Annotated in this window: 18 protein-coding genes and 1 tRNA gene; 8 read left to right on the forward strand and 11 right to left on the reverse strand. The window is 43.8% G+C overall.

The window, feature by feature from the left end; genetic code table 11:
- Positions 1–117 precede the first annotated feature (117 nt).
- Positions 118–190: transfer RNA gene (locus tag QVO66_RS07210), tRNA-Lys, on the reverse strand.
- Positions 191–606: 416 nt separating this feature from the next.
- On the opposite strand from QVO66_RS07210, the gene QVO66_RS07215 reads away from it, so the two are divergent.
- Positions 607–2,025, forward strand: a complete 1,419-nt coding sequence (locus QVO66_RS07215) for a glycoside hydrolase family 28 protein (protein WP_021854776.1) — start codon at positions 607–609, stop codon at positions 2,023–2,025.
- 429 nt (positions 2,026–2,454) lie between these two features.
- Here QVO66_RS07215 and QVO66_RS07220 read toward each other — a convergent pair whose 3' ends face one another.
- Positions 2,455–3,855, reverse strand: coding sequence for an undecaprenyl-phosphate glucose phosphotransferase (locus QVO66_RS07220; RefSeq protein ID WP_021854778.1), 1,401 nt, complete (start codon positions 3,853–3,855; stop codon positions 2,455–2,457).
- A 236-nt stretch (positions 3,856–4,091) separates the two neighbouring features.
- On the opposite strand from QVO66_RS07220, the gene QVO66_RS07225 reads away from it, so the two are divergent.
- Positions 4,092–5,435, forward strand: a complete 1,344-nt coding sequence (locus QVO66_RS07225; RefSeq protein ID WP_021854780.1) for an NAD(P)-dependent oxidoreductase — start codon at positions 4,092–4,094, stop codon at positions 5,433–5,435.
- A gap of 154 nt (positions 5,436–5,589) precedes the next feature.
- Here QVO66_RS07225 and QVO66_RS07230 read toward each other — a convergent pair whose 3' ends face one another.
- Positions 5,590–6,036 carry a DUF4186 domain-containing protein gene (locus QVO66_RS07230; protein ID WP_021854781.1) on the reverse strand — a complete coding sequence of 149 codons (447 nt, stop codon included), beginning with the start codon at positions 6,034–6,036 and terminating at the stop codon, positions 5,590–5,592.
- A gap of 301 nt (positions 6,037–6,337) precedes the next feature.
- Here QVO66_RS07230 and QVO66_RS07235 point away from each other — a divergent pair, with 301 nt between their 5' ends.
- The 4 genes from QVO66_RS07235 (at position 6,338) to ftsH (ending at position 13,103) form a co-directional block, all read left to right on the forward strand.
- Entirely contained in the window at positions 6,338–7,213 is an 876-nt protein-coding gene (locus QVO66_RS07235; RefSeq protein ID WP_021854783.1) for a mechanosensitive ion channel family protein, read from the forward strand.
- A 659-nt stretch (positions 7,214–7,872) separates the two neighbouring features.
- Positions 7,873–8,268, forward strand: coding sequence for a MarR family winged helix-turn-helix transcriptional regulator (locus QVO66_RS07240; RefSeq protein ID WP_021854785.1), 396 nt, complete (start codon positions 7,873–7,875; stop codon positions 8,266–8,268).
- A 15-nt stretch (positions 8,269–8,283) separates the two neighbouring features.
- Positions 8,284–10,740, forward strand: coding sequence for an FAD-dependent oxidoreductase (locus QVO66_RS07245; RefSeq protein WP_021854786.1), 2,457 nt, complete (start codon positions 8,284–8,286; stop codon positions 10,738–10,740).
- Between the two features lie 494 nt (positions 10,741–11,234).
- A complete protein-coding gene (gene ftsH / locus QVO66_RS07250) occupies positions 11,235–13,103 on the forward strand; it encodes an ATP-dependent zinc metalloprotease FtsH (RefSeq protein WP_021854787.1) in 1,869 nt (622 codons plus the stop codon).
- A gap of 6 nt (positions 13,104–13,109) precedes the next feature.
- Here ftsH and QVO66_RS07255 read toward each other — a convergent pair whose 3' ends face one another.
- Positions 13,110–13,943 carry an AraC family transcriptional regulator gene (locus QVO66_RS07255; protein ID WP_021854788.1) on the reverse strand — a complete coding sequence of 278 codons (834 nt, stop codon included), beginning with the start codon at positions 13,941–13,943 and terminating at the stop codon, positions 13,110–13,112.
- Positions 13,944–14,314: 371 nt separating this feature from the next.
- On the opposite strand from QVO66_RS07255, the gene QVO66_RS07260 reads away from it, so the two are divergent.
- Both QVO66_RS07260 and QVO66_RS07265 read left to right on the forward strand, forming a co-directional pair.
- On the forward strand, positions 14,315–15,352 hold the full coding sequence (locus QVO66_RS07260) for a sugar kinase (protein ID WP_021854789.1): 1,038 nt from the start codon (positions 14,315–14,317) through the stop codon (positions 15,350–15,352).
- Between the two features lie 385 nt (positions 15,353–15,737).
- The gene (locus QVO66_RS07265; RefSeq protein ID WP_288172722.1) at positions 15,738–16,355 is read left to right on the forward strand and encodes a TetR/AcrR family transcriptional regulator; all 618 of its coding nucleotides are present in this window, start codon (positions 15,738–15,740) and stop codon (positions 16,353–16,355) included.
- A gap of 640 nt (positions 16,356–16,995) precedes the next feature.
- Here the strand turns inward: QVO66_RS07265 and fucP are convergent.
- The 7 genes from fucP to QVO66_RS07300 form a co-directional block, all read right to left on the reverse strand.
- On the reverse strand, positions 16,996–18,312 hold the full coding sequence (gene fucP, locus QVO66_RS07270) for an L-fucose:H+ symporter permease (protein ID WP_021854792.1): 1,317 nt from the start codon (positions 18,310–18,312) through the stop codon (positions 16,996–16,998).
- A gap of 363 nt (positions 18,313–18,675) precedes the next feature.
- Positions 18,676–19,353 (reverse strand): AlkZ-related protein, encoded by a 678-nt coding sequence (locus QVO66_RS07275; RefSeq protein WP_021854793.1) that lies wholly within the window; start codon positions 19,351–19,353, stop codon positions 18,676–18,678.
- A complete protein-coding gene (locus tag QVO66_RS07280) occupies positions 19,350–20,066 on the reverse strand; it encodes a DUF169 domain-containing protein (RefSeq protein ID WP_021854794.1) in 717 nt (238 codons plus the stop codon). Before QVO66_RS07280 ends, QVO66_RS07275 begins: the two co-directional genes overlap by 4 nt.
- A gap of 274 nt (positions 20,067–20,340) precedes the next feature.
- Complete coding sequence (locus tag QVO66_RS07285) at positions 20,341–21,651, reverse strand: hypothetical protein (protein ID WP_021854795.1); 1,311 nt, start codon at positions 21,649–21,651, stop codon at positions 20,341–20,343.
- A 308-nt stretch (positions 21,652–21,959) separates the two neighbouring features.
- On the reverse strand, positions 21,960–23,711 hold the full coding sequence (locus QVO66_RS07290; RefSeq protein ID WP_021854796.1) for a DUF262 domain-containing protein: 1,752 nt from the start codon (positions 23,709–23,711) through the stop codon (positions 21,960–21,962).
- 80 nt (positions 23,712–23,791) lie between these two features.
- Positions 23,792–24,814 carry a hypothetical protein gene (locus QVO66_RS07295; RefSeq protein ID WP_021854797.1) on the reverse strand — a complete coding sequence of 341 codons (1,023 nt, stop codon included), beginning with the start codon at positions 24,812–24,814 and terminating at the stop codon, positions 23,792–23,794.
- Positions 24,807–25,763, reverse strand: a complete 957-nt coding sequence (locus QVO66_RS07300) for a helix-turn-helix transcriptional regulator (RefSeq protein WP_288172721.1) — start codon at positions 25,761–25,763, stop codon at positions 24,807–24,809. Before QVO66_RS07300 ends, QVO66_RS07295 begins: the two co-directional genes overlap by 8 nt.
- Between the last annotated feature and the right edge of the window lie 43 nt (positions 25,764–25,806).

Genomic DNA, 25,806 nt, shown 5'->3' on the forward strand with positions numbered 1-25,806 from the left:
AATATTTTCTTTCCCCACTATTTATCGGGTGAGCCACTATTTATCGGATTAGCCGTTTTTAAACAAAAACACAATATGCACAAACAAAAAAAAGAGACACTCGAAAGTGTCTCTTTGTACGCCTGCAGGGGCTCGAACCCTGGACCCTCTGATTAAGAGTCAGATGCTCTACCAACTGAGCTACAAGCGCGTCCTTAACAACTGATTGGTGTTTGTTTCTCAATTGCGAGTGCAAAGGTAGGCATTATTTTTATTACCACCAAATTTTTCAGCAACTTTTTTACTAAAAATTTTATTTTTGCCCAAAATCTCCCTATTTTGCCCATAATTTACCCGTAAAAACACATAGACAATATTTTTTGTAAAATTTAAAAACACATAAAATTATCATGTTAGAATATTTATTATTTGGAAATGTCTCCAACTTGCATTACATTTGCAAAAAATTTACCGCAAACTATAAAAATAATCAAACGACATCAACGTATATACATAATTATTTGAACAGCCCATACATGAACGGGGACAAAACACCCGGACATGAACATATTAAATAAATTGGAATATTAAATACTAAAGTAAAAATAAACTTATTAACTAATCAAAATGAAAAAAGTTTTATCTCTATGCGTAGCATTTATGCTTGCATTAAACTTTGCCCAGGCAAGTGACTACGACACTTATTACCAAAACCTTCCGGTTGAAATGCCTAAAGCAACTGCACCGGTCATACCGGCAAACACCGTTAATCTTAAAGACTTCGGAGGCGTAGGAGACGGCGTAACTCTTAATACAGAAGCTTTCAGAAAAGCAATAAGCGCACTGAACAAGCAGGGAGGAGGCCATCTTGTGGTGCCTGCCGGAATATGGCTGACGGGAATGATTTCGCTTAAGGACAACATTGATCTGCACATAGAGAAAAACGCCATAATAATGGCTTCACCCGAAAAGAGCCTGTTTATAAAAGAAGAAAACGGCAAGAAAGACGACAAATGCACTCCACTGATAAGCGCAAGCAAGCGTAAGAACATCAGCATAACTGGCGAAGGCGTAATCGACGGCAACGGCGCATTCTGGCGTCCTGTAAAGCGTTCTAAAGTAAGCGACGCCGAGTGGAAAGAGTTTCTCTATATGGGAGGCACTGAGACAGAAGGAGGCAAACTGTGGTTTCCGTTCAACCTCAAGCATTACGAAAACATAGCAGCCACACCCGAGGCACAGGAAAAGATGCGCACACACCTCATCAGAATAACCGACTGCGAGAATGTGCTGGTAAAAGACGTTACACTTCAGAACTCGCCCAAGTTCCACCTCATCCCTACACGCTGCAACAACGTGATAGTTGACAACGTTACAATAAGATGCCCGTGGAACGCCCAGAACGGCGACGCTCTCGACATCAGCAGCTGCAAGAATGTCCTGATTGTCAACAACACCATCGACGCCGGAGACGACGGAATATGCATGAAGGCGGGAGCCGGAGAGTCTGGTCTCAAATATGGACCATGTGAGAACATTCTCATTGAGAACAATGCGGTGTTCCATGCTCATGGCGGCTTTGTCATAGGCTCCGAATTCACCGGAGGCATAAAGAACATTGTTGTACGCAACAACCGCTTCAGCGGCACTGACACAGGTCTGCGCTTCAAGAGCGGCATAGGACGCGGCGGAAAGGTTGAAGGGCTGTATATCAGCGACATCTTCATGACGGACATCAAAGATGAAGCAATTGTATTTGAGTGCACTTATATCGACAAGAAATACAGCGTAAAAGAAGACAAGGCTGAAACAGCCACCTACACCGACGCACCTTTTGCACCTGACTTTGGAGACATACATATATCAAACGTCGTATGCCGAAACACAAAAACAGCCATTTCGGCACACGGCCTCCCGGGCTTGAAGTGCGTACATGACGTTACAATAGACAACTGTACATTCTTCTACACGAAAAAAGATAAGGACTTTGACAATAACGTTGACGTAAAAATCACGAACACAAAGTTTCTTACCTATGATAAATAATAAATAGAGGGTTAAATTTTGCAAGGGAGAAAGCGGTGTAAAAACTGTTTTCTCCTTTTTTATTAACGCAGATCTGCTAAAAATGTAAGCACCAAGATTAAGCAGGAAACGACAACAGTACTATTATTTCGGAATTATATCTCCATACGCAAAAAACAATCACAGAAAGACAACCATAAAACATGATAATCAAGAATATGGACACAGCGTCATAGCTACAATCAGGTATAATTTATCCAAACGCATTATCCCTCATCTCCAAACAAGAAAAATCCGCGAGAAGGACGCCACTGCTCCACAGACAAATGAATTTATCACATCAATCATAAAATCAAGATACATCTAATACTTCAACAATAAACGGGGATGCGCCCAAAAGCGACATCCCCGTTTGTATATAGTCTAAATGCAATCTGCACTTCTATCCTTTTAATAAGCCTTTTCATCACCATGAATGGCATCAGAAACGGTTTTTAATATTATCTGAATATCGAGCCAGAAACTCCAGTGCTCAATATACCAAATATCCTTTTCCACACGGCGCTTCATGTCATCCACTGTCTTTGTCTCTCCCCTCTCACCATGAGTCTGAGCCCATCCTGTTATACCGGGCTTTACGTAATGGCGTATCATATAGTCTGATATAAGTTGGGAATAATAGTCGGTGTGAGCAAGCATATGCGGACGCGGACCGACAATGCTCATGTTTCCTTTAAGTACATTGATAAACTGAGGCAGCTCATCAATGTTGGTATGACGCATCAGCAAGCCCCATTTAGTCACTCTCGGGTCATCCTTGACAGCCTGTACTTTATCAGAATCCTTGTTTACCTTCATGCTCCTGAACTTATAACACACGAAGTCCTTTCCATCATATCCGGTACGTTTCTGCTTAAAGAACAACGGTCCGGGCATCGTTATCTTTGACACTATCGCCACAATTATCAATATTATCGGGAACAATGTGCATATAAACAGCAGCGAAACCACAAAGTCGAATACACGTTTCTGTATCCTGTTGCGCATATCCTTCAGCGGTTCGTTATACTGCGACATGACATAAATGTCGCCAAACTCCATAACCTTTGCACTGCGGAACTCTCCGTAAGATATGGTAGGCACATAATATGTTCTGATCATATGCTTTTCACAAAGCCTCATCAGAGCCTTATATTCTTTCAGCTTATCCGGCATTACGCCGATATAGAGTTCGTCAACATGATTATTCTCTATAAAAGGCAGCAGTTCGCTCTCCTCTCCCAGATAAGCAAGTTCCTCACCTGTAGAGCTGTTTGTCATTGAGTCAGAATCTGTTTTGATAAAATATCCCAGAAGATTGTATCCGTTCCAGACGTTAGTCATCACGTCAGCTATTTTCTGTTCCATTTGTCCTGTACCAAGTATTATGGTATCAACTCTGTTCCGGCCAACACTTCGCTTATGCTTAATGTATGTTCTAAGTAAAAGTCGCTCAATACTTGTAACAAGAAAAACAAGTAGAGATATTTCGATACAATAAGCAAGCCCCGGTACGGAAAATCCCATGATACCCAACACTGCCGCATACAGCACTATGAATATAGCTGATGTACGTGAAGTATTGCTGAGCACTTTTGCCGGCTGAGCCTGTCTGTGATGCAGGCTTATGGTAACAATCTGCAATGCAACAACATATAAGACATTTGCCATTAACAAATCAGCCACAAATTCTCCGCTCGTATCTGCTCCTGAAAACAGCGTGAACAACAAGAATACTACATTAAATGTAAGCCAGTCGATAACTGACAAGAGAATACCTAATTTAAATGTTTTGTCAAATGCAGAGATCATAGTCTAATATTGTTTTTATATAAAATATACGTCTTTCGCCGATTTACACAACCACCATATAAGACGCAAATAAATAATATTTACCAAAAAAATTGCACGCAAAGATACTAAATTTTATTTTGTAAAAACATTTTATGATGACTTTTTTCATTTTCGTCACACTATTTTTTTATTTAAGTCAAAAATTACACTATCTTTGCAAATAATTTTACAATACTCAAACTACTTTAAAGCAAATGGAAGAACAAAAAGAGTTATTTCACGAGGTAAACGAGAGCTATACCATGCTCGAAGCCATAAACGAAGCCAAGCGCTGTCTTCACTGCAAAGTTCCGCAGTGCAAGAAAGGATGCCCCATAAGCCACGACATTCCCGACTGGATTCACGAGCTTTCGAAAGGTAATCTCGGTAACGCCATGAAGATAATCAACGACAAGAGTAACCTGCCGGCAGTATGCGGACGCGTATGCCCGCACGAGAAGCAGTGCGAGGGACATTGCGTACTGAGCAAGAAAGGACAGGCGATACATATTGGCAAGCTGGAAAGATTCATAGCCGACTTCGACGGCGGCATGGGCCTGATACGCGAGAACCTGCAGCCAAAGACACGCGGACGCATAGCCGTAATCGGTTCAGGACCTGCCGGACTTACCATTGCCGGCGACCTGGCACGCAAAGGTTTCAACGTTGAGATATTCGAGATGGAACCCGAACCAGGCGGCGTTCTCATGTTCGGCATCCCTGAATACCGACTGCCGAAGGAGATAGTAAGACGCGAAATCAAAAAGATTGAAGAACTTGGAGTGGTGTTCCACTGCAACACCACTGTTGGAACCGACATAAACATCGACCAGCTCTTTGAACGTGGCTTCGACGCCATATTCATGGGCACTGGTACAGTAAAGCCGAAAAAACCGGATATTCCGGGACGAAACCTCAAAGGCGTACGTCAGGCTGTATACTTCTTAAGAAAGGTGAGTCTATACAACGAAGGAAACATTGCACGCGAAGATGTGCCCATACAAGAAGGCGACCGTGTGTTTGTCATCGGCTGCGGCAACACAGCCATGGACGGTGCCCGCACGGCCATCCGCATGGGTGCAAAGGATGTCGAGATTGTTTATCACCGCACGGTGAACGAGATGAGCGCCCTTCGCTCCGAATACGAAGAAGCTGTCGAAGAGGGTGTCAAGTTTAACTGGCAGTCAAAGATTGTGGAGATTCTCGACAAGGACGGCATTCTCAACGGCGTAGTCATAGAGCACAACGGTGAGCGCCGCACAGAAAAGGCCGACAAGGTGCTCATGGCCATCGGCTCCGTGCCCGCCAGTCGCGTAGTGTCGACCACCAAGGGCATTGAGGTTGACGAAAGCGGATACGTGCTAACACGCGAGACTCCATGCGGAATGACGAGCCGCAAGGGTGTGTTTGCTGGAGGCGACGTTGTAAACCGCCCCTCGACCGTCGTACTTGCCATGCGCGACGCCAAAAACGTTGCCGACGGCATAGCTCAGTATGTAGACGCCATCAAACTCCTCGAGGCAATAAACGCCAAGGACTGGGCCGGCGACAAGAACTAAGACAATAGTTAATGCCTTATAAGTTTTTTGAGGTTTAGGGATAACATCATGCAGACAGCCTGTCTGCACTTAAACGTTTCGTAGCGGAACGTTATATCGAAAATGACGGCATAAAGCACACCGCAGAAAATCTTCCGGTGTTGTCTTTATGCCGTTATAATTGTCTGGATATCCAGGTCAGCAGCAAAGCCACTACATACTCCTGCTCAGCGGCCGTAAGTTCACGCCCCGCATCAATGCCGTGCCATTTTGACAGGCAGCCCCGGCAGCAGCATCCTGTTGCGTGTTGTGCCACGAACACGGGATGTCCTTTCATCGGTGTCTGTTTTCCGTCGTTTGGTATAACGGCCGGTGCAAGTCTTTTTCTTATTATGTCAGCTGCATGCATGCCAATGCACCCAAGTCCCTTCTCCGTTACATAATCCTTCATCTCATCATTCAGCCGGAAGCGCCGCCTGAAGTCCGATTTCGCCAACCGTCCGAACACTTCATCAAAATTGTATTTACTCAGGTCTATGGCCGGCATGTAAGGCTCAAAATCGTCATCGCCAAACAGACTTCCTTCCACAGGCTTTCTTCCATTATTAGTACGTTTTCTCATTTCAAATGTTTTTTCTGCCGACAGCCATCTGCATCACGTTCTGCCGGCAAGCACAAAGATACGACAAAAAATCAGAATATCCTCTAACCTGCAAGACATAAAGCTACGCGAAATGGCCGTGCTGCATAAAATGTGTAAATAAAGGTAGCACATTTTATGCATATTATTTCATCTTTTATATTTTTATTTCTTATCTTTGCATATACCAAGCTTCAACATGCAGTCGGGGCCACATATCCGGCAGCAATGTGCAAAGGCTGGACATGACACATCATTATAAATAAAACTAAATCATAACGCCATGAATATCAATGAAATGCTAAACATGGAAGTCTTCGGACTGTCAATCCGCTGGATTGTCGTGTTCTTAATCAAGGGTTTCTTAATTTACGTGTTCGTGCGCATACTCAATGCGTTCATCAAGTATCTGTTCAACCGTTCGCAGAGAAAGCGCGGCCGCATTGTCTTCGACGAGACAAAGATTAGCTTTATCCGCCAGATAATCACCACCGCCGTGTATATCATAGGTGTGGCTGCATTTCTGTCGCTCATTCCGGGCATGGAGAAGGTCAGCAACTCAATCCTCGCCAGTGCCGGTATCATGGCCATGGCCGTCGGCCTTGCTTCTCAGGAGGCCTTGTCTAACATCGTAGGCGGACTGTTCATCATCTTTTCGCGTCCGTTTAAGGTGGGCGACTTTATCCAGGTTGACAACGTCATCGTTGGAACAGTCAAGGAGATTACGCTCCGCCATACGGTAATACAGAACGCCGAAAACCGCATGATTCTCATTCCGAACAACAAGATCAACTCAAGCACCATCGTCAATTCGTCTTATGGCGAAACCACCACGTGCTCTTTTATAGAAGTCGGCGTGTCTTACACCACTGACCTCGGCCATGCCATCGACGTGATGAGAGACGAGATTATGAAGCACCCGATGCTCATAGACCATCGCACCGACGAGGAGAAAGCCAACAATGTGCCGCAGGTTGTCATACGCGTTATCAATCTTGGCGACTCTGCCATAACGCTGCGTGCATGGGCGTGGGCGTCTACCACGGGCAACGCCTTTGCCATGAAATGCGACCTGCTGAGGGCTATCAAGGAGCGTTTCGACGTCGAGAAGATAGAGATTCCGTATCCTTACTATAACCAGATTATCATGAAGGCATAATGGCCATGTCCTTGCGGTATGATGCGGACAAGACGCACCGCACCGGCAGGCAATCAAACAAATAAAATTTTTCTTTAAAAACTCATAACTCGTCACATTCGTATGTAAGTCACTTGTTTTCAGATACATACAGTGTGACGAGTTGTTTTTCCAACTCATCACACAACTCTTCTTCCTGCCCTTTTTCTGATATGTATCCTTTTGCATCCTGAAAGACGGCATATTACAATGCAAAAGGACACCTTTCACAATCCGTTTTGCGGTCTTTCATCCGTGGCATCGTTTTCATAGCCATTATACCTATTCATGCAGCCTAATGCATAACCTTCGTCCATGCTCATATCCGCATGCCTCAAGTATCTTTATGCCCAGCTTCTGCTGACTTGAACGCACAACACAATTGCCTGCCCTACTGCTCACTGGCAATATCACCGCATGGATTATGACATATACACATCCGTCTATTACATATTTATTTTCCATTGGAAAATGTTAAAAGACAGGCCTTTTAGCAAATAAATGTTACAAAACAAATTATTTTCTATCGGAAATTATCTTTATAACAAACAAATATCTATATTTGCAATGTTTTCCAATGGAAATAATATAAGGATTAAAAAATCTTTCACCATAATATGTAACGGCAAAATAATATCGACATGAACAACAACTGCATCTGCAAAATAAGAAAGATATACCGCTGTATAAGCGAGTTTGAGCTACAGCTACAGAAGGCCTTCGGCCTCAACTTCAACGAGGCCATGCTGCTCTGCGTGCTGTCTGAAAAAGAGAAGATGCTTTCGGGCGAGATAGCCGACGAGCTTCAACTCTCGCGCTCAAACGCATCCAAGGTGATTGCATCGCTCGAGAAGGAGGCTTACATAAGGCGCAACGTGTGCCCACACGACAGCCGCTGCATGAGTTTCCACCTCACAAAGAAGGGCCGCGAACTTATCGACCGCATACACTGCTCGCAGTTTTCGCTGCCCGAAGAGCTGCGCCGGATAGCCGAAAGCATGACCGAAGAAGAAATAACAACAAACAATAATAATTAAAACAAGCACACTGACATGAGACACATCATCATTGGCGGAGTTGCCGGTGGAGCCACCGCAGCCGCACGCATTCGCAGGGCCGACGAAAAGGCCGAGATAATATTGGTTGAAAAGGGGCCGCACATTTCATATGCCAACTGCGGACTGCCCTACTACATCGGCGGCACCATTGCCGACAAGAACAAGCTGTTTGTGCAGACACCCGAGTCGTTCGGACGCCGCTTCAACGTCGACGTGCGCGTCAACACCGAGGCCATAAGCATAGACACTAAGGCCAAGACCGTAACGCTGCGCCGCCCCGACGGCTCTGTTATTGACGAGCATTACGACCGACTGCTGCTCTCGCCCGGCTCGTCGCCCGTCAGACCTCCGTTCCCCGGCATCGACACCGAGGGCATATTCACCCTGCGCAACGTTGAAGACACATTCCGCATAAAAGACTATCTTACGCAGCACAGCGTAAAGAGCGCCGTTGTTGTAGGCGGAGGATTCATCGGACTCGAGATGGCAGAGAATCTCAGTCATGCCGGCGCCCGCGTGTCTATTGTCGAGATGGCTCCGCAGGTAATGGCACCGGTCGACTTCAGCATAGCTTCTCATGTTCACCGCGAACTGCTCAGTCAGGGTGTTTCGCTGCATCTCAACACAGCCGTTGAGCGCTTCGAGAAGGACAACGGACGCATACGCGTGTTCTTCAAGTCGGGCAAGAGCATTGTAACCGACCTCGTGCTGCTCTCCATCGGCGTAAGTCCCAATACGTCGCTTGCCAAGAGTGCCGGCATAGAGCTTGGCGCGCGTGGCATCAAGGTAGACAAATATCTCGAGACATCGGCCAAGGACGTATATGCCGTAGGCGACGCCATAGAATATCCGCATCCAGAATACAGCGAGCCGTGGCTCAACTATCTTGCCGGACCGGCCAACCGTCAGGGACGCATCGTGGCCGACAACATGGTGTTTGGCAACACAACCGAATATGAAGGAGCCATCGGTACGTCGATAGCTAAGGTATTTGATGTAGTTGTAGGTTCTACGGGCCTTCCTGCAAAGCGCCTGAAGCAACTCGGCATCAAATATCAGAGCAGCACTACGACAAGCATGTCTCATGCCGAATATTATCCCGGTGCGTTCTTCATCACCACCAAGCTCACCTTCAATCCTGAAGACGGCACGCTCTACGGCGCGCAGTGCGTAGGACACGAAGGCGTAGACAAGCGCATCGACCAGCTGGCCATAATCATCAAGCACAAGGGCACCATCTACGACCTTATCCGCCTTGAGCAGGCTTATGCTCCTCCGTTCTCGTCAGCCAAAGATCCGATAGCCATTGCTGGCTACACCGCCGCCAACATCATATCCGGCAAGATGCCTGTTATTTACTGGCGCGACATCGACGGTCTCGACCGCAGCAAGGTTCAGATTATCGACACCCGTACACCATCCGAATTCAGCCTCGGCACAATCAGCGGGGCCGTCAACATTCCCGTAGACGACATCCGCGAGCGCATGGGCGAAATAGACAAAAGCAAGCCCGTAGTAACATTCTGCGCCGTAGGTCTCAGAGGCTACATCGCCGCACGCATACTTATAGCCAACGGCTACGACGTGCGCAACCTTTCGGGCGGCTACAAGACTTATCAGCTGGCCACACAAGACCTTCAGTGTGCCGACGGCAACGATGACAGCGACGACTCTTCTTGTTCGTGCAGTTGCACTCCGGGCAGTCAATGCAGCGACAGCCGTGCAACGCTTACCGTTGATGCCTGCGGACTGCAGTGCCCCGGTCCGATACTTAAACTGAAACAGGCCACCGACGACATGCAGCCCGGTGAGACTATAGAGGTAAAGGCCACCGACCCCGGTTTCCCGTCAGACGCAAAGGCGTGGTGTAAGTCAACGGGCAACGCCTTCCTTTCAGTTTCGTGCACCGACGGCTGTCACACCGTCCTCATCAGGAAGCAGCAGTCTGACGACAAGCCTGCCGCCGCATGCGCTCCTGCCGGCAAGAACAAGACCCTTATATGCTTCAGCGATAACCTCGACCGCGCCATAGCCACATTCATCCTTGCCAACGGCGCAGCCGCCACAGGCAGCAAAGTGTCTATCTTCTTCACCTTCTGGGGCCTCAACGTCATAAAGAAGAAGCACGGCCCGGCCGTAAAGAAGACTCTCACCGAGAAGATGTTTGCCCACATGCTCCCCAAGAGCAGCGACAGTCTTGCCCTGTCAAAAATGAACATGATGGGCATGGGCAGCAAAATGATACGCGGAATAATGAAAAAGAAGAACATCGACTCACTCGAGTCGCTCATCCGTCAGGCCATGGACAACGGCGTCGAATTTATAGCATGCCAGATGACAATGGACATGATGGGCATAAAGAAGGAGGAACTGCTCGACGGCGTAACCGTGGGCGGCGTAGCCTCTTACATGCAGAAGGCAGAAGAAGCAGGCGTCAACCTCTTCATCTAGACATAACAACAGCATCCGGGGCCACGCCGGCCGTAGCCCTGAATGTACTGCAACATCATATTATCCGAAGCTAACAGCACAAGACAACATGCCTCAGCCACATCCGGCTCTGTCAGCTTCGGATTTTTTTATGTCATCAAGACATGCCTTATAACCTAACAACGTCGGCCATATGTCCGCATTTGTCTTACTTTTAAAAGTACATTTATATTCTCAACACGCTCTTTGTTTTCTATTTTCATCTTGCCATTTACCACTTATCTAAACAGCCCGACACAGCTTCGAGAAAACAGGCTGCAAAACATTCCACATAAAACTACAATCCTTATTGATTCCAATATCTGGTTTTGGTTTAACACTCAACAAATTCCAGACATACATCAACAAGCCTTCATTTGCCTCATTTATGTGAAATATTGCACATTTTTTATTCTTTTCCGGTAACGGTTCATGCAGCGCATGTATTTATCTTTGCAACCGGAAAAAAAGTTTTTATGAAGAAGACAAACACTCAGAACCAGAAAAAGACAAATCCATACTACGGACTTCTGTGGGGCTTTCTGCTTGTGCTGTTTCTCAACGGCCTTATATTCCCTAAATTCGGACGTGGCCGCATAATCGAAACCGACTACGGCACTTTTGTCGGAAAGGTGGACAGCGGAAAGGTGAAGGACGTTATGATTAAGAGCAGCCACATCTACTTCACGGCGAAAGAAACCGACGGCAAGACAATAACTTATCAGACAGGTGAGATTAACGACCCAAAATTGGTAGACAGGCTGCTGTCGGCCAAGAGTCCTAACAAGTCGGGCAAGATTTCTTTCAATGAAATTATACCTCAGGAAAACTCCCCTCTGCTCAACTTCCTGCTCATGTGGATTCTCCCCGGCATCATATTCTATCTCATATGGCGACAGGCCGCCAGAAGCATCAGAAGCAGGATGGGCGACGGCGGCAACTTCATGTCGTTCGGCAACGGAGGAGCCAAGATATATGCCGATGCTGACATAAAGACAACTTTCGCTGATGTTGCCGGACAAGACGAGGCAAAAGACACTCTGAAGGAAATCGTCGATTTTCTTCATAATCCGCGTAAATATGTCGAAATCGGAGCATCGCTGCCCAAAGGAGCACTGCTTGTAGGACCTCCCGGAACAGGCAAGACACTCATAGCACGTGCTGTGGCCGGTGAGGCAAAAGTGCCTTTCTTCGCCATATCCGGATCAGAGTTTGTTCAGATGTTCGTGGGCATGGGTGCAGCAAAGGTGCGCGATCTGTTCAAGCAGGCCAACGAGAAGGCACCATGCATAATATTCATTGACGAGATTGACGCTATAGGAAAAAGACGCGACAGCGGTTTCTCGAGCAACGACGAGCGCGAACAGACCCTCAACCAGCTGCTTACGGAGATGGACGGATTCGACGGAAAGCGTGGTGTGGTAATCCTTGCTGCCACCAACAGGCCCGAAACTCTCGACAAGGCGCTGCTGCGTCCGGGCCGCTTCGACCGGCGCATACAGATGGAATTGCCCGACCTTGAAGGCAGGAAGGCCATACTCAAGGTGCATCTGGCTAATGTAAGACATGAGGAAATAGACCTCGACATTGTTGCAAGAGCCACTGCCGGCTCGTCAGGTGCCGAACTGGCAAACATCGTCAACGAGGCTGCACTGCGTGCCGTGCGCATGGGCCGCAAGCGTGTAACAACATCTGATCTTGAAGAAAGCGTCGAAACAGTAATTGCCGGAGCACAGAAGAAGAACAAGGTGATATCTGCCGACGAAAAGAAAATCATAGCTTATCATGAAATAGGACATGCACTGGTGGCTGCTATGCAGACAAACTCGGCTCCGGTTCACAAAATAACGATAATACCGCGCACGTCGGGCGCCTTGGGCTACACTATGCAGGTAGATGAAGGCGAACAGGTGCTGCTGAGCAAAGAAAACATGTTCAACCGCATCGTGACGCTCACCGGAGGACGCGCTGCCGAGGAAACAGTCATGAATACCGTCACAACAGGTGCGTCTAACGACATTGAACAAGCCACAAAACTGGCCCGTGCCATGGTTACCCGATACGGAATGAGCAACCAATATGACATGATGGCGCTCGAAACCGTCAGCAACGCATATCTTGGCGGCGACTCTTCGCTGACATGTTCGGCAGACACGGCAGCCGAAATAGACCGCGAGGTGCTGAAACTGATTAAGAAAGCCCATCAAAAGGCAAAAGAAATAATAACTGGCAACATGACAATAATGCACGAGGCTGCAGGCTTCCTGATAGAAAAAGAAACCATAACGGGCGACGAATTCATGCAAATTGTCAGAAAACACACCAACGCCAAGAAACTGCAATAATCATAATTAGTCTTTCCTGTACGCCAAAGGAGTTGTCAGCGTGTGCTGCCTGAAAAACCTGACAAATGAAGACGGACTTGCAAAATGCAGTTTTTCTGATATCTGCTGTATTGTCATTTCCGTTGTACACAGATAGCGTTTGGCCTCGGCCAGTACAATCTCGTTTATCCATTTCTGTACGGAACACCCGCTGACGCTCCTTACGGCAACAGAAAGATACTTTGGACTTACACATAGCTTGTCGGCATAAAAAGCCACGCTACGTTCTGATTCGAAATGGCTGAAAAGCAGTTCAAAGAAGTTTCCTGCCAAAGTTTCTTGTCTCGACAGCGTTTTCTTTACGTCATGGCAGCTGCCTTCAAAGAGATCAGACAATATCAGTGCTGCCGAGCATACCAGCGACATCATTATGTCTTCGCCCTTGCCCGCAGTATAGTCATGCCTCATCATAATGTCGCACAGCGCCCCGAGATCAGCGGCCCACTCTCCACCGTCGACACAGGGATTTGACGCCGTGTTCCTCAATGAGTCAAAATTAGGCGACAACGGCAATTTACAGACAATGTCAATAGGAACAAAAATCAGTCTTACGTCGATATCTGCTGAATATGACACGGCTGAGAACAAATGCTTTGGCAAAACGGCAAACACCTTGCCGGGCACCACATCAAACACTGTTCCGTTTATCCTCACCGACGCCTCACCTCGAAGGCAGACGCCGAAAATAAAGCCGTCGAACAGCAAGGCCTGCCTCTCACAGTCCTCAGCAAAGACCTCATTAAGCCCCAGAACAGAACATTCTCTATGGCTTAAGCTGTCGTTCTGAATTATTATCTCCATAAACAAAAAATTATAGTCAACTGTCTGCCTGTCTATACCCTGCAAAAATACAAAGAATAACGATAACCGCAGAAATTATTTACTTAACAAAAAATAATGGCTGTTTTATTGTCCGGCTATAAGAAACTAACTTACGTCGCCCTTCATGCCGTATAATCCGCCTTATGGACAAAGGCCTTTCTAAAAGCATTTTGTCATAAATATTCTAAACATTCACATTATTTTCACATTCATCCGCTATGACAACAAGCAAAAATAGCTATCTTTACATCTTGAAAACAGCAGTCTGCTTTTTAGACAAACGTGCAAAGAGATAAACAAACTACAACACCACTTGCCTGAAGAAACAGACAGGACAAACAAAAATTGACATGAGACAGAAAATAGTTACGTTTGGTGAAATTATGCTGCGCATGACACGTCCGGAGAAGCTGCGCATCATACAGGGAAGCACATGGGACGGATATTTCGGAGGCAGCGAGGCCAATGTTGCCGTGTCGCTGGCCATGCTAGGCAATGATGTCGAATATGTTACACGCCTGCCCGACAACAGATTAGGTCAGGCTTGCCTTAACGAACTCAGAAAATACAACGTAGGCACTCGCTTTGTAACCCGCGGCGGCATACGTCTCGGCACCTACTATTATGAGAATGCGGCAGCCATGCGCGGCTCGAGCGTAGTGTACGACCGTGCCGACTCGTCAATGACCACCGTTGCCAAAGGCACAATCAACTGGGCTGACGCATTTGCCGATGCATCCGTCTTCCATTGGTCGGGCATATCCTGCGCCCTGTCACAAAGCGCTGCCGACGTTACAGAAGAGGCCGTGTGCGATGCAGAAAGACAGGGCCTTGCAATATCTTTCGACATAAACTACCGCAAGAATCTGTGGAAATACGGCAAGAGCGCTCACGACATTCTGCTGCCGCTGGCCAAGAAATGCGACATAATGTTCGGCACCGAAGGCGAATGGCAACTTCTCACGGGCATCACTCCGCCGAAATTTACTGCCACGTCGCCTGCTTTCAGCTTCGACATCCAAAGCCATAAAGAGTTTTTCAGCAAGGCAAAAGACATGTTCCCCAAGTGCCGCAAGATGATTCTTGCCCTGCGCAACACCCTTTCGGCCAACCATCACATACTGTCAGGCGTTCTCTGGTCAGACGGCAACATCTATCCTGCACGCATCTACGACATAGACAACGTCATCGACCCTATGGGTGCAGGCGACGCCTTCATAGCCGCATACATTCATGCCCTGCTGAAGTTTGGCGACGACAGCCCGAAGGACATCAACTTCGCCCTCACCGCATCTGCCATCAAGAACAGCATACCCGGCGACTTCAACCTCACAACCGAGGAGGAAATAACAGAAGTGTACGAGAATGCAGGAAAAAGCATAGGATAAATAAGAACGGAGCATAACAGAGAAGTTCTGACAGAACATATACCTGACGGCAGGTTTGCCTGCATAAAAGGAATTGTATAACAATCCTGTTATCCACATCACGAATATGCCGCCTATTTAGCACATGCAAAAGGCCTGAAATATAAGAGCATACCTTTTGCATTGTAATTTGCCGTCTTTTAGCTCATAAAAGGCGGCAAATTGCACGCTAAAAGGGCACGTTTTACAACTGCGTCGTTAAGTGTCTGATAATAAGACAAATAGCATATATGCAACAATGCATGGCCAAAGACATTCCTTATTGGCCATTTGCTCCATAAAAAGCATTACAACATACAGCTGAAAAGTAAAAAATATTGTATCTTCGCAGCTGAAAACAAAAACGATTATGATAACAAACCGCGAAGAAGTGATAGACAAGGCTTTCAGGGTGTTCCTGAAAATGAACTACGAAAAGGCAAGCATCAGCACACTGGCGAAGGCTTGCGGACTTGCAAAGACCGGAATAGTGTATTATTTTCCGCATAAGCTTGACCTGTTTGTTGCCGTGGCCGACAAGTTCTTCATACAACTGCAGAACCCCGTAAACAAGTTTGACCAGCCAGCAGACACACTGGCGGAATTTATAGATCAGTATGTGGCTGGAGTGTCGAAGGCAATGAACGGAATTGTAAGTCTTGTGAACGACGGCAACAACCCATACGACTGCTGCCCGAACTTCTATTATATCCACTTTCTTTCGCAGGTCCGCATGTATTATCCCGGCATAAGACAGAAGATTGAAGACATCTTCAGCAAGGACTATGAGATGTGGTCAACGGTGATACAGAGGTCTAAGGACAAGGGCGAGATAAGGAGCGACGTGGACGTTACGACAACGGCACGGATGTTCAGGCAGGTATTCTACGGCATATCATACGAACACGCCTTCCTTAACGGCCTCAACATCAATGAACTTAAAGAAAACTTCAAATATCTGTATTCGCTGCTGACACGAAAGTGAAAGCCCCACCAAACCTCCCCTGTGGGGAGGCTTTTGTTTTTACGAACGCGAAGCTATGCGCGAATAAGAGCGCACGCCATACCATATTATCACAAGGAAACAGATTAGCGGCAGAACAAACGACACGTTGACAGCCGGCAGCCCCATAACATATCCCCCGTGGGGAGGCTTCTGTTTCTCGGTAGTTAGAGTAGTTAAATGAGCATTTTCTAAGTGAAAAGTGAAGAGTGAAAAATCCAAATGCTTTGAGGACTTCTGTCGCAAGCACTACGTTGCTATTGTGCCGGCTGATTTGCAATCTGCCGGTAGATATTATCAGGATTTTCAATCCGCTTAAAATACCGCTTGTTTAAGTGAAGTCTACATGATGTAATAGCAAATAGGAAGTAATCGGATTAAAAAATCCTTACACTCAATTCCGGCGGAGCACAGATCCGCCGGCACAATAGCAACGTAGTGCGTTTTACGAAAGTGAAAAGTTAAAAGTGAAAAACGAAAAATCCAAATGTATGTAGTTTCTACTTGTAATCACTACGTTTGCTATTGGATTTTTCACTCTTCACTTTTAACTTTTCATTTCCGTAAGGCGTTTTTCACTTTTAATTTTTCATTTTTAATTGCGCATTGTTTTTTTCTGTTTTTACGAACGAGAAGCGATGCGCGAATAAGAGCGTACGCCATACCATATTATCACGAGGAAACAGATTAGCGGCAGCACAAACGACACGTTGACAGCCGGCAGCCCCATAACATATCCCTGATCGATGATAAGAGCCTGCAACGGAGGCAGTACGCTTCCGCCAAGTATGGCCATGATAAGTCCGGCGGCACCAAACTTGGCCGACTCGCCCAATCCATACAAGGCTATTCCGTAGATCGTGGGGAACATCAGTGACATGCAGGCAGAAACGCCTACAAGACAGTAAAGGCCATAGATGTTCTGCATAAATATCACTCCTATAAGCAGAAATACAGCCACCACGGCCAACGTGGCAAGCATGGCGCCGGCATTGAAGAACTTTAGGAAGAACGTGCAGATGAAGCGGCTGCAGCAGAAGATTACCATGGCTATGATGTTGTAATGCTGCGACATCACCTCGGCATCTTTCTCCGACATACCTGTCTGCATGAGCAGATGAGTACCATACTGTATGATAAACGTCCAGCACATAATCTGCGCACCGACATAAAAGAACTGGGCTATCACTCCCTCACGATAATGAGGCAGGCGGAAGATGTGCCTGATGGTAGACATGAAGTTGCCGTCCTGCTTCTCTGCGTTTTTCGGCATGCGCACAATCATCAGCAGAAATACCATAAAGAGAATCACCACGCCTATTATCACGTAAGGCTGTATGAGAATGCTCAGGTCGGAGTCTCTCACCACGGCATACTCGGCCTCGCTGAGCTGCTCGCGTGCATCGGAGTCAAGCGGATTGAGGCGCGCCTGAATGAAGTTCATTGCTACATACATGCCCAGCAGAGACCCGATGGGATTGAACGACTGGGCAAGGTTAAGGCGCCTTGTAGCCGTCTCTTCGGTGCCCATCGACAAGATGTAAGGGTTGCAGCTCGTCTCAAGGAACGACAGGCCGCAGGTAAGTATGAAGTAGGCCAGCAGGAACGAATAATAGCAGCCTGTGTACTTGGCCGGGAAGAACATAAACGCGCCTACGGCATAAAGCAGCAGACCCATGAGCACGCCTGCCTTATAAGAATATTTGCGTATGAATATGGCAGCGGGAAATGCCATGGCAAAATAGCCGCCATAGAAGGCCACCTGAACCAGGGCGCCGTCAGTGACGCTCATCCTGAATATCTTTGAAAAGGCCTTTACCATCGGGTTTGTTATGTCGTTGGCAAAGCCCCACAGGGCAAAACATGACGTAATCAGTATGAACGGAACAACATAGCTTATCCCGTCTTTCTTCAAAAGATGTTGTTTTTCGGTTTTCATATTAGTTACAATGTTTAAGCATATATCTGTCCGAAGGTCGTGCAGGGCGACGGTCGGCCTTGTTGGCATCAAAGGCATTTAATCACGGTCATTACCGCTCAGCTGTATGAAGCCGCCATACATCTGAGCATGTGCATGCAGCCTGATGAATGCATCTTTCGCCATCAACACTTGTGTTCTCATATTTTTTGTCGTCAGTAGCATGTTTCGTGCATGCGCAATGCAAATGTACAATAATTTACGCTACAGACAAAATCATGACTGCGTTTTGTTCACTTTTAGCAGATACATGACGCCGCCTGGCAACATAAGCAGGATAAGCGGCGGAGGGCATACAGCCCCTGCAGGCACATTCGGCAGATGTCATGACTTTATCCCGAGCAGACTGTTATAAGTCTTTTCAGGCATATACGGCAATATCTTTCTGAAATGTTCAAGCAGCCTATCGTATGATTCTTGTGGCGTGCGATTAGGGCTACATGCCTCTCGCCCAAACAGACTTTCGGGCGTTGTCAGCAGCGACCATCCCCAGCCGTATTCACGCCCATGTCTGTCGCGCGGATAGATAAAGTCTTCGGTTACAATATAGCAGCCCATTTCCAGTCGTGTCAAGTAGGCATCGAAACGGCTGCGCATCTTCGGCCCGGTAAATCCGCATGCAGCGCGCAGTTCGCGTGTGATAAGGCTCCCTTCGCTTTTCAGTGTTGCGAGAATGGCCTCCTCTACGCTACCCTCCTCGGGATAAGGATAAAGGCTGCGACGATAATTGCAGAAGTCAGGCCACCACTCACTGCTTACGAACGCGGCTTTACGCTTGAAGAACTTGCCGTAGGCGCAACGGCTCTCACGCAGCACAGAGCCTTTCCACTCCCACAAAGGCCATTCCCATCCTCCGTCAGGCAGGCGTGTGTACTGACATTCTTCGTCCACCGCATCTTCTGCCGACCAGCCGTCAATGCCCGTGCGGAGCAAAGGCAGAAGACCTATATCGTTGATATAGTCGACAAGTTCCGGACAGGTGTGTATAAGCTCTTGTCTCATTTCCCAATCTCCCCGTTAATACGTTTTCTTACTATCGAGTATGCTTTCTGGAATAGCGCCGACTGCTCCATCGTTTGCATCATTTCATTAAAACGGTGCATCGGAATAACAAACGTAAGTTCGTCGGCAGGAACAAGCGGACGGGCTGACGGGTCTAACATTCCGATAAAGCAGCTACGCCCCTGTTTTCTATTCTCGTTTACGGCAAATGTCACTATACTGCAGCAACCCGAAGCAAAGCGTGTGCATACGGCATCGTCGGCATCATTGTCGTAGAAAGCCCAGCTGCACAAGCCTGAAAGCACATCGGGCGTGGCAAAGAACAGTATGCCTTCTGCATCATCTAATGAAGCGAGCTTATCCATACGCACAAAGTTGAGATACGGCTTTTCTGTCAGATTGATACCCAAACGGCTAACATACATCTTAACCTGTTCGGGCGTCTGCTTGTAGTGTTCCTGTTCCGACACAAAGCGCGGTATGCGTTCCTGCATCGGTGCAAACCGTGTATACAGACTTCCGCCGCCGCACAGCACATTGTCAACGCTCAACGTCAGCGCCTGGCCGTCGCACACCTTGCGTATCGCCCCAATCATGCAGCGCGGTATCTTCCTTATCTTCTCAACAGGCGTGTCGCTATATCCAAAGGCAACCGGCAATGGTACGCCATAGCCAAATGCCTCTTTGTATCTCTGCAAGAATTTCTGTATCATAAGCATCAAACATTAACTCTCCCCAAAGTTATAAGTTTAATGCGAAATTTAATAAGGGAAAGGCAAAAAAGATGCAAGAAAATAAGATATTTTGCTATTGCGAATAACAGCTTCGGGACTCAGAAAAGACTAAAGGAATAAAATATGTAAGTTCAAATGAACACAAAAAAATAACATGTCAATTCGTACTAATGTATTCATAAGAATAATGTAGCCTTTTGACAATAATAATTGAAGACATACTTTTAAAAAGAAACTTCATACATACAAGTTCTTATTCAACTTTTCTTTTGGGATAATAATTTACTAAATTCCAATTTTTCCATAATAATCCAAGTGGGCATAATTCTTCTTCACTTGCTCTTACCCAAGGCTTAGTAAGACATTTTTCTCTTGTAGGATTTAAGTTTCCTTCTGGATGCTCTTCGTAACTCCGTAAGCACCATGGGTATAACGAACATTGAAATTCTCCATCATGGAGAATTTTATATATTTGATGTACAGATTTTAGAACTTCAACACCCCAACCGGCTTTCCCTTTAGGTTTGATTGTAAAGTAATCTTTCTGTTTATTCTTCATCATCGGAGTACCTAAACTATTTACAATTTCAATAAATATGTTATTAGATGAATTAATATTTTCTGCTATAATATCCAATAAGTACGATGGGTTTTCTTTTCGCAAATTTAAAGCTTTATCAATAACTGTATCAACCCAGTCATGAAACACCTTATGCAATTCAGGATAATCAGGAACCATAAAATAAGATTTAATTTTTCTCCTTGTTTGATTAGCTATATTTTCAAAAAAATCGAAAATTTTGGTTCCATTATTCACTTTTGCATTTTCTAATTGAGAATAAATATCTTGAGGTTTTTCTGGATTATAATGTTTTTTTTTAAATTGATATAGCATATGTACAAACACATAACCTGGATTTGAAAACATCAAAGAACAATCAGCCAAGGCTAATACATTTAATGTACTTTGTCCAAATTCTGTATATATTGCATTTGCGACTTTTTCTGCAGAGGAATAGGGAAAATCACAAGATTTTTCATATTCTTCAAAACAATATCTTTCCATTATATAAGCTATGCTTTCCTTTATTGCCGATGCTCCAAATGAAATATAATCATCTTCATTAGCTTGAATACAAACTACCTTAATTGAAGGTATATTTTGTTCCTTTCCAAAATCTAATTCAAAATCATCTAAAGTTACTTTTATATTATCCAAAGATTCAATATTTGTATCCCAATCCCCTAGTGTTAAACTTTGCAGCTGCTCATTAAGTCTAATATTATCTTTGTTATCATTATAAATATATGGAACATAAAATTCTTTTTGTTTTTTCTCATATATGTCATTAACAACACTTTGAATATATTCTCCATAAGCATAACATGTGGTTAATCCATAAGTTGTTGTTATATCCTGTAAGAAATGAATATATTCATGAAAGAATAGAGAAAAATCTCTTTTTGAAAGTTTATTCAAATCAATCTCACCATCAATTTTTAGGTACATCTCAAAAAATGCAGGTATATATTCACCTCTATTTGTCTTTTGTCTATAATCCATTCGTCATTCAATTTAATTTATCATTTGACATTTATGAAATAAATCCATAAGGTTATTTACTCCATATATGAGTTCAGTACAAGATAAATATTTATCTAAAATAGATTTCATTACAAGAGGGTGTGTCAAAACTAAAATATGCACTCTCAAAAGTTACAGATTGTAACTATAAAACTTAAAAGGGTCGTATAATTACTCCATACAGAGTTCGATACGACCCTTTTTTAGTCTTTTGGGGGATGCTCAAGTTTCAAATTATAAGTTCATATTTTCAAGAATTGAGTTTTGACACACCCTCATATTTTAGATTAGCGTGGCCAAGCATCAAGAATCTTACCAGCAAGCCAAGAGTTTCGCTTTTCAATGACAGATTCATCCCAATGATCTAATCCTTGTGTGAATATTCTACACAATTCCATGTCAGCTGAACCAAGTTTCATTGCATCACGTTTGATTGGCCAATCAGCATTTTTGAATTTTGATTTGAGTTTCTCTCTTATGATAGTAAAGTTACCTAAAGTCCTTGTTAAAACGTGCCGTTGATCCTCTGTATATCCTTTTGCAGACGGCCATTTACCATTATCATTTTCAAGCATCACTTGAACTTTTTCAAATGTATTGGCATCGTTATTGAAATCAGAACTCGCGAAGTTGTCATTGATACGAGACTCCAACATATATAGAATGACTTTTGAATCTCTCTTTAAATCATTTGTTTTTACTGCTTGCACCACATCCTCATCTGATGGCATAAGAAGCGCTCCGCGATTAGTCTCATCATTTACATATTCCTTAAAAGTGTCAAATGTATTAATATTCTGACCGATAAGATTCTCAGAAAACATATCGCTATAGTTATTATTTTTACTCTTACAAATGATACGACGCATTAAATAAATCTCAAGATATTTGAAAATTCGATTTCGTTCGTTTTCACTCGCAACAGTCTTAATTATATACAGAATATATGGGGTCATTGTCCAAGAGTCCTGCATAAACATAAGATAAGCCAGACGTTCAACTCCTGGGTGTTGTATGCAAGTCTCATTGAGCGTTTCTGACTTGAAAACGTTAAGATAGATTCTAGCATATTCTACGATTTCATTAACAGCATCATCTTTCTCTATTCCAAATTTGTTAATAAGATTACGAAACTTTTCAAACTGCCCACCCTTTTGACGATAAGACTTTGTTTCGTTGAGTGTTAACCCCTTCTTAATTCTAGGTTCCTGCATCTTAATAAGCATATATCGGTAAAAGAAATTTTCGATATGGCTACCGCTTAATCGACCATTTGTCAAATCTCTTTCCCAGTAGTCATTATTCTCATTTTCGAACACCCTTTTCCAAGTACGCTCATACCTATCAACCAGAGTTTCATCAAATAGAAAATTCTTAAGCATTTCACCTGTTGTCAACTTTATACCAGTACAATTGATTGTCTCAAAAATTTTCTGAGCATTTTCTCCTGCCTGAACTTCTATACATACAAGACGGACATAATCCATCACAGCTGAATATAATTGAGCTGGCTTGATTGCATTACTGCCATCTATAGGATTTTTTGCGTCCAATATTCGATTAGCAAAATAGGCAAAAGCATCAGCCATACGATTATCACTCTCTATCGGTTCACGATGAAGAACTTCAAGATTTATGATATTGTTATACACTTGCTGGTTATAATAGTTTGTAATCAATATTGGTTCTATTTTATCATCAAGACTCATCCGTATAAAATCACGAGTAAACAAGTCTGGTCTCCCCATAGCAAGACACAAAGCCTTCATAAAAATAACAATAGTCGTCAAACGTTGTTGACCATCAATCACATCATATTGCTGTTTGCCCTTCATGCCCGTATTCTTAATTATAATTGAACCGAGAAAATAAACTTCAGGCTCTTCATCACCAACGGTCATGCTCGCAATATTTGCAATGTCATCAAAGAATTGTTTCCAGTTTGATTCATTCCATACATATCCCCGTTGAAAGAATGGTATTTTTAAAATACGATTACTAAGAAACACCTGATTTACAGATACTGCTTGAACTTCCATAATACTATAATTTTAATTAAATTACTATTTCAATACTGCAAAGATATTACGTTTAAAATAAAAAAGTATGTCAAATCTTGTCACACTTGAGTTTCAGACCACCATTGAAAGACTTCTCCATGCTCGTCTTTTTGTTTTTGGGTATTTTTAATGATTTGTTCGTACCATAAAATAACATCACACAATTGTAAAGCACAACTATTAATAAGATTATTAGTACCAACTGAATTTAGATAATTATCAAGTACTATACTATCATTTCCTATATCTGCATGACTTCCAGCATTAACCAACCTAAGAATATTGTATATATTGCGAGACATTATCTCATTAATGATAGAATCAATTACTTTAAAATGGTAATAATCAGTATCAACATTAAACCCTGACAACAATTTACTACATCCTGCTACATTCATTTTATTACTCGTATTCTTCAGATTTTTCGGTAACAGACCATTCATAACCATAGAATGGAACAAATATTCCAAAACATTTCTAACACATCCAAAATTAGAAATACCCGCTTTGCCAAAGCATGTTGATACAAGTAAATCTTCCATTATGTCTCCAACTTTACTACTAAGTTGGTATCCATATAGATAATCCAATGCATCAAAAACATTCTTATATTGTCCCGTTCTAACCATTAATTTCTCATTTACCTGGGTCTGTGCTTTTATACGTTTAAAAAGCATCAGACGCTCTTCTCTCACAGAAGAATCATAATATTTATTAGGCCACCCTCTATCCCATACTAATCTACATTCAAGGACGAGATCAACAAATTCTTTTTCATCTATATCTGTTAAAATATACCAAGGCAAACTTTTGCCCTTAATTGCGCTAATAACATTAATATCAGAAAAAGCCTGAGGCAAAAACTGCATGACTTTTTTCAAACTACCAACATGGAGTTTACTTTTAGGCTGCATAATTATAGCAGCCCACCTTGAAAAATCATTGCGTAGACTTTTATAAGCATCATCCCAACAATCAAAAGGAACAAGCTGCAATCCATAAGACAAGGCTTCTTTTTGAAAATCTCGATGAATCAAGCTATTTCCTTCTACCCACAAAATCTGCTTTAATTCATTATCCATCTCTATATTGTTTATATAATTGTTCTGCAATATCTTTTACTGTTTCCCTAAGGCTTAGAGGCTTAAGCACCTCAACATCAGCACCAAACGAAATAATGGTAGTTATCAGTTCTTTATTAACTTTCACCTTAAGGGTGATAAAAACATACTCATCTGTCTTCATCTCCTTCAGTTCAGTTTGGCTAGGATGTAAAGGTTTAGTTTTAATATAGCCGTATCGAGTATTACTAACTTTAATTAAAATTTCCTCAACATTAGAGACTGGCATCGTAACACCTATGACATCATCAAACCATTCTTGAAAATTTACATCACTATCAATAAACTTGATTGCCACATCACAAACAGAAACAATTCTATCAAGCGCATAATTAGAAATGTATTTTTTTCCGTCTATTCTACATAACAGGAACCAACGATTATTATATTGGCGAAGATGATAAGGATGCACGTTAACCTCTATTTCATGACTTCGAAAAGTCTTGTAAATAATCTTCTGAGGTTGCTTATGAATAATAGCCTTTATCAAAGTACTGATATATTCAATGCCAACAAGGTCATAATTATTATCAAATGAAATCACTGAAAGAGCATCTAACATCGCATTATTGCCCAATTCTACAAATAAATATTTCATCCAATCATACTGAGGAATTCCTGCATATGCATCCAATGCTGATATCACACCATTGAATTTGTCAATCATCTTATCTTGTATGTCATACAATGATTTCGATATATCTTTATAGCGAATAAGCTTTTCACGTCCTCTATACATGTCATCGACAAACTGCATATTATATGGAGGACTTTTAAATACACTAATATCGCGTAAAAGAGTACGCTTTGATATATTATCCTCTAAGCGAACAAGAAGATCATTGATAGTATAACCTTCTTCATATCTAAATAATTCATCTAGTTGTTTGTATCTAAGACTCTTATCCATCAGTTAAGTGGCTCACCCGATAAATAGTGGGGAAAGAAAAAAA

It is taken from the genome of Prevotella sp. CAG:255 (assembly GCF_000431195.1).
GTDB classification, from domain to species: Bacteria; Bacteroidota; Bacteroidia; order Bacteroidales; family Bacteroidaceae; genus Prevotella; species Prevotella rara.

Excerpts from the sequence above, each read along its gene's own strand:
- QVO66_RS07245 (WP_021854786.1), top strand. The coding sequence starts at position 8,284 with ATGAGACACATCATCATTGGCGGAGTTGCCGGTGGAGCCACCGCAGCC.
- QVO66_RS07280 (WP_021854794.1), bottom strand. The coding sequence starts at position 20,066 with ATGATACAGAAATTCTTGCAGAGATACAAAGAGGCATTTGGCTATGGC.
- ftsH (WP_021854787.1), top strand. The coding sequence starts at position 11,235 with ATGAAGAAGACAAACACTCAGAACCAGAAAAAGACAAATCCATACTAC.
- QVO66_RS07260 (WP_021854789.1), top strand. The coding sequence starts at position 14,315 with ATGAGACAGAAAATAGTTACGTTTGGTGAAATTATGCTGCGCATGACA.
- QVO66_RS07300 (WP_288172721.1), bottom strand. The coding sequence starts at position 25,763 with ATGGATAAGAGTCTTAGATACAAACAACTAGATGAATTATTTAGATAT.
- fucP (WP_021854792.1), bottom strand. The coding sequence starts at position 18,312 with ATGAAAACCGAAAAACAACATCTTTTGAAGAAAGACGGGATAAGCTAT.
- QVO66_RS07215 (WP_021854776.1), top strand. The coding sequence starts at position 607 with ATGAAAAAAGTTTTATCTCTATGCGTAGCATTTATGCTTGCATTAAAC.
- QVO66_RS07295 (WP_021854797.1), bottom strand. The coding sequence starts at position 24,814 with ATGGATAATGAATTAAAGCAGATTTTGTGGGTAGAAGGAAATAGCTTG.
- QVO66_RS07255 (WP_021854788.1), bottom strand. The coding sequence starts at position 13,943 with ATGGAGATAATAATTCAGAACGACAGCTTAAGCCATAGAGAATGTTCT.
- QVO66_RS07230 (WP_021854781.1), bottom strand. The coding sequence starts at position 6,036 with ATGAGAAAACGTACTAATAATGGAAGAAAGCCTGTGGAAGGAAGTCTG.
- QVO66_RS07240 (WP_021854785.1), top strand. The coding sequence starts at position 7,873 with ATGAACAACAACTGCATCTGCAAAATAAGAAAGATATACCGCTGTATA.
- QVO66_RS07235 (WP_021854783.1), top strand. The coding sequence starts at position 6,338 with ATGAATATCAATGAAATGCTAAACATGGAAGTCTTCGGACTGTCAATC.
- QVO66_RS07285 (WP_021854795.1), bottom strand. The coding sequence starts at position 21,651 with ATGGATTATAGACAAAAGACAAATAGAGGTGAATATATACCTGCATTT.
- QVO66_RS07290 (WP_021854796.1), bottom strand. The coding sequence starts at position 23,711 with ATGGAAGTTCAAGCAGTATCTGTAAATCAGGTGTTTCTTAGTAATCGT.
- QVO66_RS07225 (WP_021854780.1), top strand. The coding sequence starts at position 4,092 with ATGGAAGAACAAAAAGAGTTATTTCACGAGGTAAACGAGAGCTATACC.
- QVO66_RS07275 (WP_021854793.1), bottom strand. The coding sequence starts at position 19,353 with ATGAGACAAGAGCTTATACACACCTGTCCGGAACTTGTCGACTATATC.
- QVO66_RS07220 (WP_021854778.1), bottom strand. The coding sequence starts at position 3,855 with ATGATCTCTGCATTTGACAAAACATTTAAATTAGGTATTCTCTTGTCA.